Below are 14391 nucleotides of genomic sequence, written 5' to 3'. Positions count from 1 at the left end.
CATTCCCGGTCGTGAGGGTAGCGGGAAACGATCAGCCGGGCGGAACGGGCCGCACCACCGGCGGGGCGAGCAGCGAGCCGAACACGGGCTCGGGGTCGACGACCAGCAGGCCACGGTCGTCGAGCGCGTCCGAGCAGGCGACGACCCGGGCGCTCACCCGGTTGACGAACCGCGAGCCGACACACGCGGCGCTGCCGAAGCCGTAGGGCAGGTAGCGGGACTTGTACCCCTCGGGCGGCGAGTCCCACCGCTGCGGGCGGTACTCCCCCGGCTCCGCCCAGAAGCCCGGGTCGCGGTGCAGCAGGTAGGTGCACAGGTAGAGCCGGTCACCCGGGACCAGGTCGACCCCGCCCAGCTCGGTCGCCTCGGTGACGGTGCGGGCGAGCTGCCAGGCGACCGGCCACAGCCGCAGCGCCTCGCGGACGCGGTGGTCGGCGGGCGCCGCGCTCTCCCGCGGCCGCAGGACGGTGCCCGCCGGCGTGCCGGGGCGCCAGCCGCGGTCGAGCAGGACGGTCCAGGCGGCCACCAGGGACGCGGCCCGGCAGACCGCGCCGACCAGGCCGTGCAGGGCGAGCGCGACGTCGTCCGACGCGCCGAGCGTCGCCCGGAGCGCCTCGGGGACCGCGGCGCTGTTGCCCGCCGCCCAGCGGTGCAGGGCGGCGTCGGCCCGGCTGTGCGCGAGGCGGCCACGCAGCCGCCGCAGTGTCGAGCCGGCCCGGTCGAGCCCGTCGGACGCGGCCAGCGCGTCGTGCAACGCCTGGTGCTTGAGACCGGGGAAGAGCTGCTCGCCGAACAACCGCAGGTAGCTGCCGGCGAGCGCGCCGGGCCACGGGTCCCGCGCGGCCGCCAGTTCGGCCCGGATCGTGTCGTCGGGCACCGCCTGCCAGGCCCGGTCCAGCTCTCGCCCCAGCGCGGCGTTGACCGGACGGCTCCGGTCGGACCCGGGCACCCAGTCGGCGACGGCGCCGAAGGTCGCGGCCTTCGCTTCGAACGGGCGGGTGGTCGAGGCCAGCGCGGCGCGGACGAGCTCGTCCCCGGAAATCAGGTACTTTCCCGGTCCGAACGGCCGGATCGGCAGCGGGTCGGCCGCCCAGCCGGCGAGCGTCGGCAACGGGTCGGCGAGGGTGGCGGAGGTGCGCACGGAAGTCTCCCCGGACGGGCCGTGCCCGCGGCGGGAGCCGCCGCGGGCACGGGGGTGATCAGTAGATTTCGTAGTAGATGACCCAGGTGTTGCCGAGCCGGCGGTTGCGCACGCTGCGCACCACGGAGCGGGTGAAGAAGCGGATCGTCGTCATGGCTGTTCTCCTCTTTCCCAGTGGGTGTTCACTACCAGCGGAGGCCGATGTTCGACGGGCCCGCGGGCCCGGAAACGACGGCTTCCAGTTCGCCGGCCGGAACGCCGCGGCAGACCCACGACTGCGGGCCGCTTTCGGCGGCGAAACCGGTCCGGCAGACCACGCCGCGCGGGCCGCGGACGACCCATTCGGCGGGTCCGCTCCCGTGCACGTCCGCGTCGACCGACAGGGTCCCGCCCGGGAACCAGATCGGCGGCGTGCTGCAGGCGCTGTCGGGACAGGTGCGCGAAATGCCCCCTTGTTCGGCCGCCGCAGCGGCGGGCGCGACGACGGCGAGCGCGCTCGCCGAGATGGCTCCCGCGACCAGGACGCGCTTGACTGTGCTGTGCACTGGATTCCCCTTTCCCCCAGGTGTGCCCGAGGGGCGGCACTGCGCGTTCCCAGCCCGGCAGTGCGCGTCGCGACCGCAACGCGGAACATGGTTCCCCCGAAGCCCCCCGATGCCAGACGGCCGCCGTCCACGGGCGCACCCCCGCGCCGTGGCCCCCAGCTTGCACGGCCGACCGTCTGACGGGGTCGATCCTGCCGGGTGGCGGCTAAAGCCGGGTAAAACCCGGCGGGCGGGATGGGCCGCGCGCGACGGCGAATCGTTCTTCAGCTGGCTTGGTGGCCGCGCTGAGCCTGCTCCGGCCAGCACGTGGCCCTGGCCGCTTGGCGGGCAGCTCCTCAGTCAGCCCGGCGACCGCGCCGATCGCTGACACCCGACCCGTGCGGGCCGGTCAGCCACTCCTCAGCCAGCCCGGCCGCCGCGCCGGGCCCACCCCAGCCAGCACGCAACTCTCGCCGCTCGGCCAGCAGCTCCTCAGCCAGCCCGGCGACCGTGCCCAGCCCACACGCGACCCTGGCCTCCTGGCCAGCAGCTCCTCAGCCAGCCCGGCGACCGCGCCGATCGCCGACGCCCGCCCCGTGCGGGCCGGTCAGCCACTCCTCAGCCAGCCCGGCGGCCGCGCCCAGTCACTCCTCGGCTGGCGCGGAGGCCGCTCCGATCGCCATCACCCCCGCTCCTTGCCGCCCGGCGGGCCACTTCCGCCGCCGCCCCGCGGCAGCCGTCCGCAACCGCGCCGCCCGCCGCCAACCCACCCGCGCAGCCACCCCGGCCCACCCCTCACCCATTCCGGTTCATGAAAACTCTTCATTTTCCTCCCGACTTTTCGCTCATCTGAGCGAGAATGCTGTGAGCCAGACCACCTTTCGGGCAAACGGGTGGCAAAAGTGCCCTTCTTCCCATGGTTTTCCGCACCCGCCGGGATCTAGCCTGGGCGCCATGGAATTCGCCGTCGCGCCGACGGATGCCGGTGTCGCCGGCTCGCTGGAGGAATTGACCGTCGTGGTCGGGGGTCATCGGCACAGCGCGCTCGCGGCCGGGCCCGAGTCGGGTGAGCTCGTCCTCCTGCTGCACGGCTTTCCCGAGTTCGCCGACGCCTGGACCGAGCAACTCCACGCGCTCGGCGAGGCCGGTTACCGCGCCGTGGCCGTCGACCAGCGGGGGTACGCCAGGGAAGCGCGGCCCGAACGGGTCGAGGACTACCGCATCGAACTGCTCGTCGCCGACGCGCTCGCCTTCGCCGACAGCCAGGGCGCCGACCGGTTCCACCTGGTCGCGCGGGACTGGGGCAGCATGGTCGCCTGGACGCTGGCCACGACCCACCCGCACCGGCTGCGCTCGCTGGCCGTGCTCGGGACGCCGCACCCGGCGGCGCTGCAGCAGGCGATCGCGATCGATGACGGGCAGGCCCACGACCTCGGTTACGTCCGATTCTTCCGGCACGAGGCCGGAAAAGCGGAGAAATTCCTGTTACGCGACGACGCCGCACAACTACGCGCGGTTTACGACCGGCGAATACCGGTCGAAATCCTCGAACGCACCGTCGCGCGCCTTTCGGAGCCCGGCGCGCTGACCGCGACGCTGAATTGGTACCGCGGCGCCACGAACGACGTTTACGACATCCCGGCGGGCCGCGTCACCGTGCCGACCCTGTACCTCTGGGGCCGCGAGGACCCCTACCTCGGGCAGAGCGCCGCCGAGCTGACCGTGCACCACATCGACGCCGAGTACCGCTTCCAGATCATCGAGGGCGCCAGCCAGTGGATGGCGATGGAGACGCCGGACGAGGTCAGCGCCCTGCTCCTGGACCACCTCCACCGCCACTAACCGGTCTTGCGCACCAGCCTGGTGTACCCGACGAGCGCGAGCGTCGCCAGCGCCCAGATCGCGGCCTGGACCAGCCAGATCGCCACGGTGAACCACTGCCCGGCGGAGATCCCGGTGTTGAGGTCGCACCGCCCGCGCACCCCCGGCGACAACGGCAGCCCGCGGTCCAGGCCGACGCCGACCAGCTCCACGGTCGTGCAGGGGGTGCCGCGCGCGGCCGTGAGGTCCGACGTCCGCTCGGCGGCGCGGTGGCTCCCGTCGCCGACGTGCCCGGCCCAGAGCCCCAGTCCGCCGGCGGCGACCACCGCGAGCAGCAACGCCGCGGCCGTGCGACGCGCGCGGTAGCCGTACCCGGCCAGTGCGCCCCACAGCCCGTGGAACCGTCGCGCGGGCCAGCCGCCGATCGCCTCGGGCGCCCGACGCTGCAGGTCGCGCTGCTGGGCGATGAGGATCCGGCGCGCGTTGCCGTCGTGGCCCGCGGCCCGCTCCGATGCGGCGAGCCGTTGGTACGGCCCGGGCCGGTACGCGGCCGTGTGCGAGCGGACCAGCTCCAGCCACTCGCTCCAGGTGACGCCGCCGAGTGAGCCGAACCGGAAGCCGTCGAGGTCCACCAGGCCGCTCGAGCCCACCAGCTCGGCCGGGAAGAAGACCGGTCCGTCGACCGCCGCGTCTTCGAGGCTCACGACAGTCCCGGTGCTGACGATCTCCGCTCCGGTGAAGTCGAGCCGGCCGCCGACCTGGGCGCCCAGCAGCCCGACCGTGGCGGCCGGGCCGGCGCCGGTCGCCTTCAGCCCGGCCGCCTCCAGGCTCTCCCTGATCCGGCACCGGTCGGCGGCCACCGCGGGACCGGCGTCGTTCACGAGCACGGCGTCCTCGAGGGTGCACGGGCCGTCGATCCGGGCGCCCGGCAGGATCACCGCGCCGGCCTCGGCCGAGCAGGTCACCTTCAGCCGCGCGAGATCCAGGTGCGTGCCGACGTGGATGTCGTGGGCGCCGAGGCCGGGGCCCGACCCGTCGATGAGCTCGGCGTCCCCGAGCAGGGCCCGGCCGGCGATGTCGGCGCGGCGCAGCCGGAGCACACCCCACGGGCCGGCGGCGGTCAGCCGCGCACCGGTGAGGTCGAGGGTGTCGCCGACCACGCAGCCGTCGGCGGACAGCGCCGGGCCGTTGTCCGCTGTGACCTCGACGCCGCCGAGGTCCGCGTGGCCGCCGACCCGCGCGCCGTCGAGGTCGAGCGTGCCGGTCGCCCGCAGCCGGGCCAGGCGCAGGCCGGCCCCCACCTGGAGCCGGTCGCCGCTGAAGGCCGGTCCGGTCTGGTTGACGAGTTCGGCGTCCTCCAGATACAGCTCGCCGCCCACGTGCGTGTTCTGCAGGCAGACCGGGCCGTACTCCCCCGACCCGCTCGCCCGCAGCCCGGCACCGTGCACACTGCCTTCGATCCGGGCGTTGTCGGCGCTCAGCGCCCGGCCGCGAGGGTTGTCGAGCACCGCGCCGCCGAAGTTGACCTGCCCCTCGACGCGGGCGCCGAGCAACGAAACCGCGGCGGTCTCACTCGCCCCGGTCACGGTGACGCCCTTGGCGTAGAGGCCACCGGCGCGGAGGCGGTCGGCCCCGACGGCCGGGCCGCTGTGGTTGGTGAGCACGACGTCGCCGAGGTCGAGCTGGCCGCCGACCCGCGCGCCGAGCAGGCGGAGCGCGCCCTCCGCGCCGGCCCCGGTCACCGTGGCCCCGGCCAGGCGCAGGTCACCGTCGACGACCGCACTGTCGGCGTGCACCACGGGCCCGGACTCGTTGCCGAGGACCGCGTCGTCGAAAGCGACCTCCCCGGCCACGTGGGCGCCGAGCAGGCGGATCGCGCCGCTGTCCCCGGCGCCGGTGGCCCGCAGCGCGCGTCCCTTGAAACCCCGGCACTCGAGGTCGTCGAGGAACAGCGCAGGGCCATCGCCGCTGCGGATCTCGGCCTGGGCGAAGACGACCAGGCCGTCGACGCGGGCGTCCCGCAGGCAGATCACGCCGAAGTCGCCGGAGCCGGTCGCGCGGACCCCGCTGAAGTCGAGGTCGTGGCCGATCCGGACGCCGGTGCCGTCGAAACCCGCGATCCGGCTGCCGGACAGGTCGAGCCACGGCAGCCGGGCCTGCCGCGCGCTGATCTCGTTCACGGCCACGCAGTCGACGAGCGCGAGACCCACCGTGGCTTCGACGTGGTCGAGGTTGAGGGTTCCGGCGATCCGGGCGCCGCCGACGCGCACCCCGCGCGGGTCCAGCGGGCCACGCAGGCCGAGCAGCAGCTCGCGCAGCACCGCGGCGCGCACCGGGGCGTCGGTCACGTACGCGAGGCCGTGGCGGGCCGCGTCGAGCAGCTCGCGCTCCGCCCCGGTCAGCTTGTCGAGAACGGGGAGCGTCACGCTCCCAATCAACCAGGCGGGCGCAGGGCGTCCAGCAGCAGGTCCGCGTAGTGGTCGCCGACCTGGCGGGCCGAGAGCGTGCCGCCTCGGCGGTACCAGGAGCCCAGGTGGTGCACCGAGCCGAAGAAGAAGTCGACGATCACGTCGGCCGGCTTGTCCGTGCGGAACTCCCCCGACGCCTGGCCTTCTTCGACCAGGCCGCGGAAGCGCTCGTGATACTTGCGGCGCTCGGCGCGCACCGCCTTCCGCTTGTCCGGCGAGAGCTGGTGCATCGACTGCAGGAAGATCGTGTTGTCGTCGAGGTTGTCGATGCTGGACACCACGACGTCGGACGCGGCGGCGCCGAGCCGTTCGCGCAGCGGCGCGTCGGACGAGGCGACGCTCTCCAGCTGCCGGGTCTGCTCGCGCAGGACGCGGGCGTAGATCTCGTAGAGCAGGTCGTCCTTTGAGCCGAAGTAGTGGTACATCGCGCCCTTGGTGACCCCCGCGGCTTCGACGATCTCCTGGACGGACGTGCGGTCGAAGCCCTTCTTGGCGAACAGCTTCGTGGCGTGCTCCAGCAGCCGCCGGGGCACGGCGGCCTGCTCGTCGCCACCCGCCTCGCCGGGCTTACGGGTGCTCGCTCGGGTCACGGCCAGTACCCCTCTCCGCAGTCGAACGCACAGGATAACGGCTCAGCGGGCCCAGTCGAGGAACCGCCGGGGGTTGTCGACGAGCATCGTCGAGATGTCCGTTTCGGACACCCCGCGCTCCCGCAGCGCGGGCAGGACGTCGCGGGTGATGTGCAGGTAGTGCCAGTTCGGCGTGAGCACCGGGAGCTGATCCTCGGGCAGCCAGTCGATGTAGCAGGACGCGTCGTGCGAAAGCACCATGCTGCCCGCGTACCCGCGCTCGCACATAGCCGCGACGGTGTTCACGCGCTCTTCGAACGGCAGCAGCAGGTCGAGGCCGAAGCGGTCCATGCCCAGCAGCGACCCGCGGTCGGCGAGCTCGGTCAGGTACCCGAGGTCGGTCGAGTCGCCGGAGTGCCCGACCAGCACGCGGCTCAGGTCGACACCTTCGTCGGCGAAGATCGCCTGCTGTTCGAGACCGCGCTTCGTGCCGGCGTGGGTGTGGGTCATGATCGGCGCGCCCGTTTCGACGTGCGCCTTCGCGACCGCGCGCAGCACGCGTTCGACGCCCGGGGTGACGCCGGGTTCGTCGGTGGCGCACTTGAGCAGCCCGGCCTTGACGCCGGTGCCGGCGATGCCCTCGCGGAGGTCCCCGACGAACATCCCGACGAGCGGGTCCTCCCCCTGCAGCATCGTGCCGGGCCCGCGGAAGTGCAGGTAGTGCGGGACGTCGTTGTAGGTGTAGAGCCCGGTCGCGACGACGATGTTGACCTCGACCTCGGCGGCGACCCGCTGCACGCGCGGGATGTAGCGGCCCAGGCCGATCACCGTCGGGTCGACGATCGTGTCGATCCCGGCGTCCTTCAGCTCCTTGAGCCGCCGGATCGCCTCGGGGACGTGCTCGTCCTCCCGGAACCCTTCGTGCTCCGGGTAGTTCTCGGCGAATTCGGGGCTCAGCACGAAGAGGTGCTCGTGCATCAGCACCCGGCCCAGCGCTTCCGGCGCGATCGCGCCGCGGACGGTCTCGACCACGTCGTCACCCCCGGGCCCGCAGTTCGCGGCGGAGGATCTTGCCGCTGGTCGTCTTCGGCAGCTCGTCGAGGACTTCGATGGTGCGCGGGTACTTGTAGGCGGCGAGCCGCTCCTTGCACCAGGCCACCAGCTCCTGCGGGTCGGCGGTCGAGCCCGGCGCCGGGCTGACGTAGGCCTTGACCGTCTCGCCGCGGTATTCGTCGGCGATCCCGACCACGGCGGCCTCGCGGACCGCCGGGTGCGTGTAGAGGACGTCTTCGACCTCGCGCGGCCAGACCTTGAAGCCGGACGCGTTGATCATGTCCTTCTTGCGGTCGACGACGTAGACCCAGCCGCGTTCGTCCATGAACCCGATGTCGCCGGTGAGCAGCCGCCCGCCGGGCAGCGCCTCGGCCGTCGCGTCCGGGCGGTTCCAGTACCCCGAAACGACCATCGGGCCTTCGACGGCGATCTCGCCGGGCTGCCCGGCCGGCAGCTCTTCCCCGTTCTCACCGAGGATCCGGACGATCGTGTCCGGCACCGGCAGCCCGATCGAGATCGTGCCCGACCCCGGGTCGATCGGCGCTTCCAGGTGGCCGGGCACGACGACACAGCCGGCGGTGGTCTCGGTGAGGCCGTACCCGTTGTGGATGTAGTGCCCGGTCTTCGCGCGGAAGGCCTCGACGACGGCGGGCGGCAGCGCGGCCCCGCCCGAGTAGAGCAGGGCGAACGACGCGAAGTGGTCGCGGCTGAAGGACGGGTGGGCCATCAGCGCCATGTAGGCCGTGGACGGCCCGACCGTGTACGACGGCCGGTGTTCGAGGAAGGCGTCGAGCACGACCCCGGCGTCGAAGCGGTAGGCGAGGGCGAGCGTGCCCTCGATGTCGATCGCGGAGCCGACTTCGCAGACCATGCCGGTGATGTGGAACAGCGGCGCGAGCCCGAAGAGCGTCGAACCCGCGGGGAGGCCGCTGAACGAGCCGAGCCCGGCGGCGTTGGTGCCGAGGTTGCCGTGGGTGTTGGTGGCGCCCTTCGGGGTGCCGCTGGTGCCGGAGGTGTAGCTGATGAGGGCGACGTCGTCGAGCGCGAAGGCGGGCTCCGGCGGCTTCGGGCCCGGCGTGGCGGCGGCGTCGAGAAGCTCGATGGCGCCAGGGGTTTCCTCGCGGGTGACCTTGCCGAGCACCCGCTCGTCGTCGCGGGTCTGGAACTCGAGCTCGCTGGTGGTGAGGGCGATGGGGAGCCCCACCGCGGTCTTGGCGATGTAGGTGTTCCAGCCGCGCTGCGAGCAGACGATCGCCGTGACGCGAGCGTCTTCGAGGACGTGGGCGAGCTCGCGCTCGCGGTACATCGGGTTGACCGGGACCACGATCCCGCCGGCCTTCCACGCGCCGAGCAGCGCGATGACGAACTGCGGGATGTTCTGCAGCACCAGGGCGAGCCGGTCGCCGCGGGCGAAGCCGTGCGCGGCGAGGTGGCGGGCGACACCGTCGGAGAGCTCGTCGAGGCGGCGGTAGGTGAGCCGCGCGTCGAAGTAGGCGATCGCGTCCCGGTCGGGCACGTGGTCGGCGGCCCGGCGGAACGTCTCGGGCAGCGTGGTCGGCTTCGCCGGTTCCGCGGTCCGCACCCGTTCGTCGTAGCTCGCGAGCCAGGGTTTTGTGTCGTACCAGCTCACTCCAGCGACCTCCTTTGGACACCGACCGGTCGGTATGCCGACGCTAGGAGGCCACGCGGTCCGCGTCAAGACCCGGCTCGCGCGACAATGGGCGGAGGTCGTGTTTCACCAGTGAACACGGACGCCGGTTCACCGCGGTTCACCTTTGTTCCGCTCACCGCATTTTGCTGGACAAATCGCTGGTCCACGGACACGATGACCTCCGCGACCGCCTCGGTCGCACTCATTCGGAAAACCGCGCGCTTCCGGTGTGCTCTCTCTATGTTCACGCTAACTTGGAGTGATTCATGCCTGCTGCCACAGGACGTCATCGCCTCTCCCGGCGCACGAAGATCACGACCGCCGTCCTCGGCCTGGCCCTCGCGGCCGGCGCACTGGTGATCGCCACGACGGTGGGCGACCCGAGCAGCGCCAACGCCGCTTCGGGCGCCGGGATCACCTGCCCGGACGTCGCCGGCCGACTTCCCGCGGTGCCCGCCCAGGCGCAGGCCGAGGTGCAGCGCAACCTCGCGCTACTGGACACGCAGGTCGCCGAGGCGAACAACCGGCTCGTCACCAGCGCCGGGCAGGGCGGCCCGAACTTCGTCCAGAACGCGATCCTCGGCCCGCTGGCGGACAAACGGGCGGCCACGATCGACCGCATCGCCATCGCGATCGGCCGTCAGGGTGAGAAACCGCAGGGCCTCGGCGGGTTGGCCGTGTGCAGCCTGGGCGGCCAGGCCGGCACCAAACCGCCGGCGACCACCGCGCCCGCGACGGCGGCGGCCGGCCGGATCAGCTGCCCCGACGTCGAAAGCCGGCTCCCGGCGGTTCCCGCTTCGGCGCAGGCCGAGGTCCAGCGCAACCTCGACCTGCTGGACACGCAGCTCGCCGAAGCGAACAACCGGCTCGTCACCAGCGCCGGGGAAGGCGGGGCCAACTTCGTCCGGAACGCCATCCTCGGCCCGCTCGAGGACAAGCGGTTCGCGACGATCAACCGGATCGCCACCGCCATCGGCCGTCAGGGCGAGAAACCGCAGGGGCTCGACGCGTTGGCCGCCTGCAGCATCTGACCGCGCCGGCCCGTGACGAATCGCCGAGCGACCGCTTAGTATGGTCTCCGACCCCGAGGAGGCAGTCATGTCCACTGTGGACGGAGTCCGGTACGCGGCGGACAGCGCGGTCGCCACGCTGACCTTCGACAAGCCCGAGCGGACCAACGCGATGGACGTGCCGATGCAGGCCCGCTACGGCGAGCTGCTGCGGCAGGCCGACGCGGACCCGGCGGTGCGCGCGGTGGTCGTGACCGGCGCGGGCAAGGCATTCTGCCCGGGCGCGGACCTGGGGTTGCTCGACACGATCGTGGCCGCGCCCCCGGCCACGGGCGGCGGCCACGAGAACTTCCGCGACGTCCTGGCGGCGTCCTCGGTGGGCATCCCGGTGGTGGCGGCGATCAACGGCGGCTGCGCCGGCCTGGGATTCGTGATCGCGTGCTCGGCCGACGTCCGCTTCGCGGCGGCGGGCGCCAAGTTCACCACGGCGTTCTCCCGCCGCGGCCTGATCGCGGAGTACGGCATCGCCAAGCTCCTGCCGCTGCTGGTGGGCGAAGGCCGGGCGCGCGACCTCCTGCTGTCCGGGCGGACGTTCACCGCGGAGCAGGCGCTGGAGTACGGCCTGGTCCAGGAGGTGGTCCCGGCGAAGGAGCTGCCCCTGCGCGCGCACGCTTACGCGACCGAGCTGGCGACGTACAGCGCCCCGCGGTCGATGGCGGTGATGAAGGGGCAGTTCGCCCGCGAGGCCGCGCTGTCGTTGGAGGACGCGGCTCGCGAGGCGACGGCGTTGATGATCGAGTCGTTCGGGCGGCCCGAGCTGGCCGAGGGGCTGGCCAGCTGGAACGAGCGCCGGGAGCCGAAGTTCCCGCCTTATCCGGCGGGCTGAGCTCGACGGTTCGCCTCACAGCGCTTGAACAGGTAGTAGCCGACGACTTCGCCTTTGATGGCGACGTTCTGACCGGACGCGAGGAACTTGTCCCGGCTCTGCTGTCCCTGCTCGACGAAGACGAACGAGCCGTTCACTAGCTCCCAGCCCTCATGGCAGACCGAGTTGAGAACCGCGGTCGGGTCGCTTACCCGCTGTCTCGTGGTGCTGCCGACCATCGCGGCGATGATGGCTTTCTGGTTCATCACGTCGATCGAGTACTGAAACACGTGATCGCCGCTATGGAAGGCCGCTCGCGCTTGGCCGGCCGGAGACCGCTCGAACGCCGCCCGCACCCGCTCCGCTTCCTGCTGACGCTTGCGTTCCTCCAGCTCACGGCGCTGGCGTTCCTTCGCGGCGAGGTCGGCCGCGACCTCGTCAGGCGTCTTCTTCTTGATCAGCGCCACAACCGGCCTCCGGGATCCGCACCCCACCAGGGGTGCACTCCCCGGGAGTCGGCTCTGCGGGGCGGCGGGTTACGCGGAGTCGATCTCAGTTCGATGAAGCTCGCGAGTGCGGTGAGCCGGACCGAAGCCCGGCTCACCGCACCTCAGCCTCGGGTCCACTTCTGGGCCGCGCTCTGGTTGCAGTCGTAGATCTGCAGCTGGGTCCCGTCCGTCGTCGTGCTGCCCGGGTCGTCCAGGCACCGCCCCGACTGCGGGTTCACCAGCGCGCCGGCCGTGCCCGGCTGCCATGTCTGGGCGCCCGAGCCGTTGCACTGCCACAGCTGGACCTTCGTGCCGTTCGCCGTTCCACTGTTGCTCACGTCGAGGCAGCCGCCCTGGGCCTGCAGGGTTGCGTCGGGGCCGGAGAACCACTTCTGCGCTCCGGTGCTGTTGCACGTGTAGAGCTGCACGTGCGTCCCGTTCGCCGTGCCGCTGGTGGCCACGTCCGCGCACTTGCCCGCGACCCCCGAGGTCAACGGCCCCAGGTGCGGCAACGTCCCGTCGTACGACGGCGGCGGGTTCGACGCCGCCCAGCCCGTGTTCGCGGCGGTGCCGAGGACGAACGACAACGTCCCGCCCGAGGTGAGGGCCGACGTCGGCGCGTACGCGTTGTTCCACGCCGAGCCGCTCCACGACGCGCTCTGGACGTACGGGGCGTTGTCGGCCGCCGCCGGGGCGTTCAGCGTCAGTGTGTTGCCGCTCGGGAGCGTCACCACCGCCTGCGTGAACAACGGGCTGCCCAGCGCCAGATCCGCCGTTCCCGGCGTCATCGGGTAGAAACCCAGCGCCGAGAACACGTACCACGCGCTCATCGCGCCGAGGTCGTCGTTGCCCGCCAGCCCGCCCGGCGCGTCCGTCCAGATCTGGTCCTGCACCTGCCGCACGACCTTCTGCGTCTTGTACGGCTGCCCGACGTAGTCGTACTCCCACGGCAGCTCCAGGCTCGGCTCGTTGCCGAGGTCGGCCTGCGACCCGCCCGCGCCGTGGAACCCGGCCAGCACACTGTCGAGGTAGCTGACCAGCGACGCGTTGCCGCCGCGTGCCGCGGCGAGGCCGGCCACGTTGAACGGCACCATGCCGGTGTACTGCCACGACGTGCCTTCGACGAAGTTCGAGCCGCTCGCCGGGTTGAAGCCGCCGGTCCAGCCGCCGCCCGCGTCGCGCGGCTGCATGAAACCGCTCGCCGGGTTGAACGTGTTCTTCCAGTTCTGCGCGCGGCCGGCGTAGAACTGCTGGTTCGCGGTGTCCCCCAGCGCCCCGGCGAACGCCGAGAGCGCGAAGTCCGCCGTGTTGTACTCCAGCTGCGTCGAGACCGGGCCGTAGAAGTTGCAGCACTGGTAAGTGCCGTTCGCCGGCAGGTACCCCGGCGCGTTCAGCGCGTTCAGCCCCGGCCGGACGTTGTTCAGCACGCTCGCTTCCTTCAGCATGGCCTGCAAGGCCGCCGACGTGTCGAAGTTCCGCGCCCCGAAGGCGTAGTAGCTCGCCAAGATCGCGGTGCCGGGGTCGCCGACCATCACATACGTCTCGCCGTTGTTCTGCGACCACTTGGGCAGCCCGCCGCCCTGCGCGTAGTCGGCGATCATCGACTGCGCGATGTCGCCCGTCTGCGCGGGGGCCACCAACGCCGACAGCTGCGCCTGCGTGCGGTAGATGTCCCAGCCGGAGAAGTTGGCGTAGTGCGCCGAATGTCCACTCGCGACGGTGTGCACCTGGTTGTCGAACCCGATGTACTGGCCGTTGCGGTCGGAGAAGACGTTGGGGTGCAACAGCGAGTGGTACAGCGCGGTGTAGAAGACGCGCTGCTGCGCCGCGGTGCCGCCGGCGACCTGGATCCGGCCGAGCAGGGAGTTCCAGCTGTCGTGCGCGGCCTGCTTGGTCGCGGCGAAGTCGAACGCCGGGATGTCCGCGGCTCGGTTCGCGACCGCGTTGGACACCGACACGTAGGAGATGCCGACCTTGGCCTGCACGGTCCGGTTGGTGGTCGTGTCGAAGCGGACGTACGCGCTGCCCGGTCCCGCGGCCGGTGCCGCCGCCGAAGCCGCCTCCCCGTGCAGTTTCCCGGGTGACGCCTTGGGGGTCACGGCCGCCGCGGCCGCGGTGCCGCTGGAGCTGAACGGCCGGTCGAACACGACGTCGAAGTAAAGCGTGTAGGTGAAGCCCGCGCCGCAGAAGTGCCCGGAGGTGACCGAACCGGACACCTCGGTCGGGCTGACCACCGTCCACGCCTGGTTCGACGTGCCGTTCTGGCTGCCGTTGAGCTTGAACTGCAGGTTCGCCTGGGACGTCGAGGGGAAGGTGAACCGGCCGATCCCGGACCGCAGCGCGGCGGTCAGCTCGGTGTTCACGCCGTTGCCGAGGTTCACCGAGTACGCGCCCGGACTCGCGGATTCGTTGCTATGACTGAAGGGCACGGTCGCACCGGTGTTCACCGCGCCGACCGTCGGCAGGATCGGGACGTCGCCGTCGGCGCCGCAGCCCGGACCGGACAGGTGGGTCAGGCTGAACCCGGTGACGGAGGAATCCTTGTACTCGTAGCCGCCGCCGTCGGGGCGGCTGGGCGTGTCGGGGCTCCACTGGAGCATGCCGAACGGGACGTCCGCACCGGGGAAGTCGTCGGCCGCGTTGGAGGTGCCGATGAAGGGGTTGACCAGCGACGCCGGGTCGGTGACCAGCGGCGCGGCCGACGCGGGAACGGGGATCAGCCCGGCCAGGGCCAGGGCGGTGGCGGCGGAAAGCCGCGTGAGGGAACGCAACACCATGTCACTTGTCCTTCGCCGTTGAGC

General features: G+C 72.1%; 11 protein-coding genes. 3 read left to right on the top strand and 8 right to left on the bottom strand.

All coding sequences use genetic code 11. The annotated features are described in order from the left end of the window. Positions 1-31 precede the first annotated feature (31 nt). Together ACZ63J_RS01400 and ACZ63J_RS01395 are read right to left on the bottom strand one after the other, a co-directional pair. Positions 32-1141, bottom strand: a complete 1110-nt coding sequence (locus ACZ63J_RS01400; RefSeq protein ID WP_465408594.1) for a cytochrome P450 — start codon at positions 1139-1141, stop codon at positions 32-34. Positions 1142-1326: 185 nt separating this feature from the next. Beyond that, positions 1327-1686 carry a hypothetical protein gene (locus tag ACZ63J_RS01395; protein ID WP_465408592.1) on the bottom strand — a complete coding sequence of 120 codons (360 nt, stop codon included), beginning with the start codon at positions 1684-1686 and terminating at the stop codon, positions 1327-1329. Positions 1687-2619: 933 nt separating this feature from the next. On the opposite strand from ACZ63J_RS01395, the gene ACZ63J_RS01390 reads away from it, so the two are divergent. Continuing rightward, entirely contained in the window at positions 2620-3507 is an 888-nt protein-coding gene (locus ACZ63J_RS01390; protein WP_465408591.1) for an alpha/beta fold hydrolase, read from the top strand. Here ACZ63J_RS01390 and ACZ63J_RS01385 read toward each other — a convergent pair. From ACZ63J_RS01385 to ACZ63J_RS01370, 4 genes are read right to left on the bottom strand one after another with little or no spacing between them, the layout of a single operon-like run. Continuing rightward, a complete protein-coding gene (locus tag ACZ63J_RS01385; RefSeq protein WP_465408589.1) occupies positions 3504-5912 on the bottom strand; it encodes a hypothetical protein in 2409 nt (802 codons plus the stop codon). The genes ACZ63J_RS01390 and ACZ63J_RS01385 overlap by 4 nt on opposite strands. Positions 5913-5920: 8 nt before the next feature. Continuing rightward, the gene (locus ACZ63J_RS01380) at positions 5921-6544 is read right to left on the bottom strand and encodes a TetR/AcrR family transcriptional regulator (protein ID WP_465312085.1); all 624 of its coding nucleotides are present in this window, start codon (positions 6542-6544) and stop codon (positions 5921-5923) included. Positions 6545-6586: 42 nt separating this feature from the next. Continuing rightward, a complete protein-coding gene (locus tag ACZ63J_RS01375) occupies positions 6587-7555 on the bottom strand; it encodes a phosphotriesterase family protein (RefSeq protein ID WP_465408586.1) in 969 nt (322 codons plus the stop codon). A 4-nt stretch (positions 7556-7559) separates the two neighbouring features. Beyond that, the gene (locus ACZ63J_RS01370; protein WP_465408582.1) at positions 7560-9206 is read right to left on the bottom strand and encodes an AMP-binding protein; all 1647 of its coding nucleotides are present in this window, start codon (positions 9204-9206) and stop codon (positions 7560-7562) included. Positions 9207-9493: 287 nt separating this feature from the next. On the opposite strand from ACZ63J_RS01370, the gene ACZ63J_RS01365 reads away from it, so the two are divergent. Continuing rightward, positions 9494-10258, top strand: coding sequence for a hypothetical protein (locus tag ACZ63J_RS01365; protein WP_465408581.1), 765 nt, complete (start codon positions 9494-9496; stop codon positions 10256-10258). Between the two features lie 67 nt (positions 10259-10325). Next, the gene (locus ACZ63J_RS01360; RefSeq protein WP_465408579.1) at positions 10326-11123 is read left to right on the top strand and encodes an enoyl-CoA hydratase-related protein; all 798 of its coding nucleotides are present in this window, start codon (positions 10326-10328) and stop codon (positions 11121-11123) included. On the opposite strand, the gene ACZ63J_RS01355 is transcribed toward ACZ63J_RS01360, so the two are convergent. Further along, entirely contained in the window at positions 11108-11569 is a 462-nt protein-coding gene (locus ACZ63J_RS01355; protein WP_465312090.1) for a hypothetical protein, read from the bottom strand. The two genes, ACZ63J_RS01360 and ACZ63J_RS01355, sit on opposite strands and share 16 nt — an antisense overlap. Positions 11570-11712: 143 nt before the next feature. Beyond that, positions 11713-14367: a lectin gene (locus ACZ63J_RS01350; protein WP_465400471.1), complete on the bottom strand. Its 2655-nt coding sequence runs from the start codon at positions 14365-14367 to the stop codon at positions 11713-11715. Positions 14368-14391: the final 24 nt, after the last annotated feature.

Source organism: Amycolatopsis sp. NPDC104863 (assembly GCF_055582965.1).
Note: the sequence above shows the minus strand (reverse complement) of the source record. Positions and strands in the feature narration are given on the sequence as shown.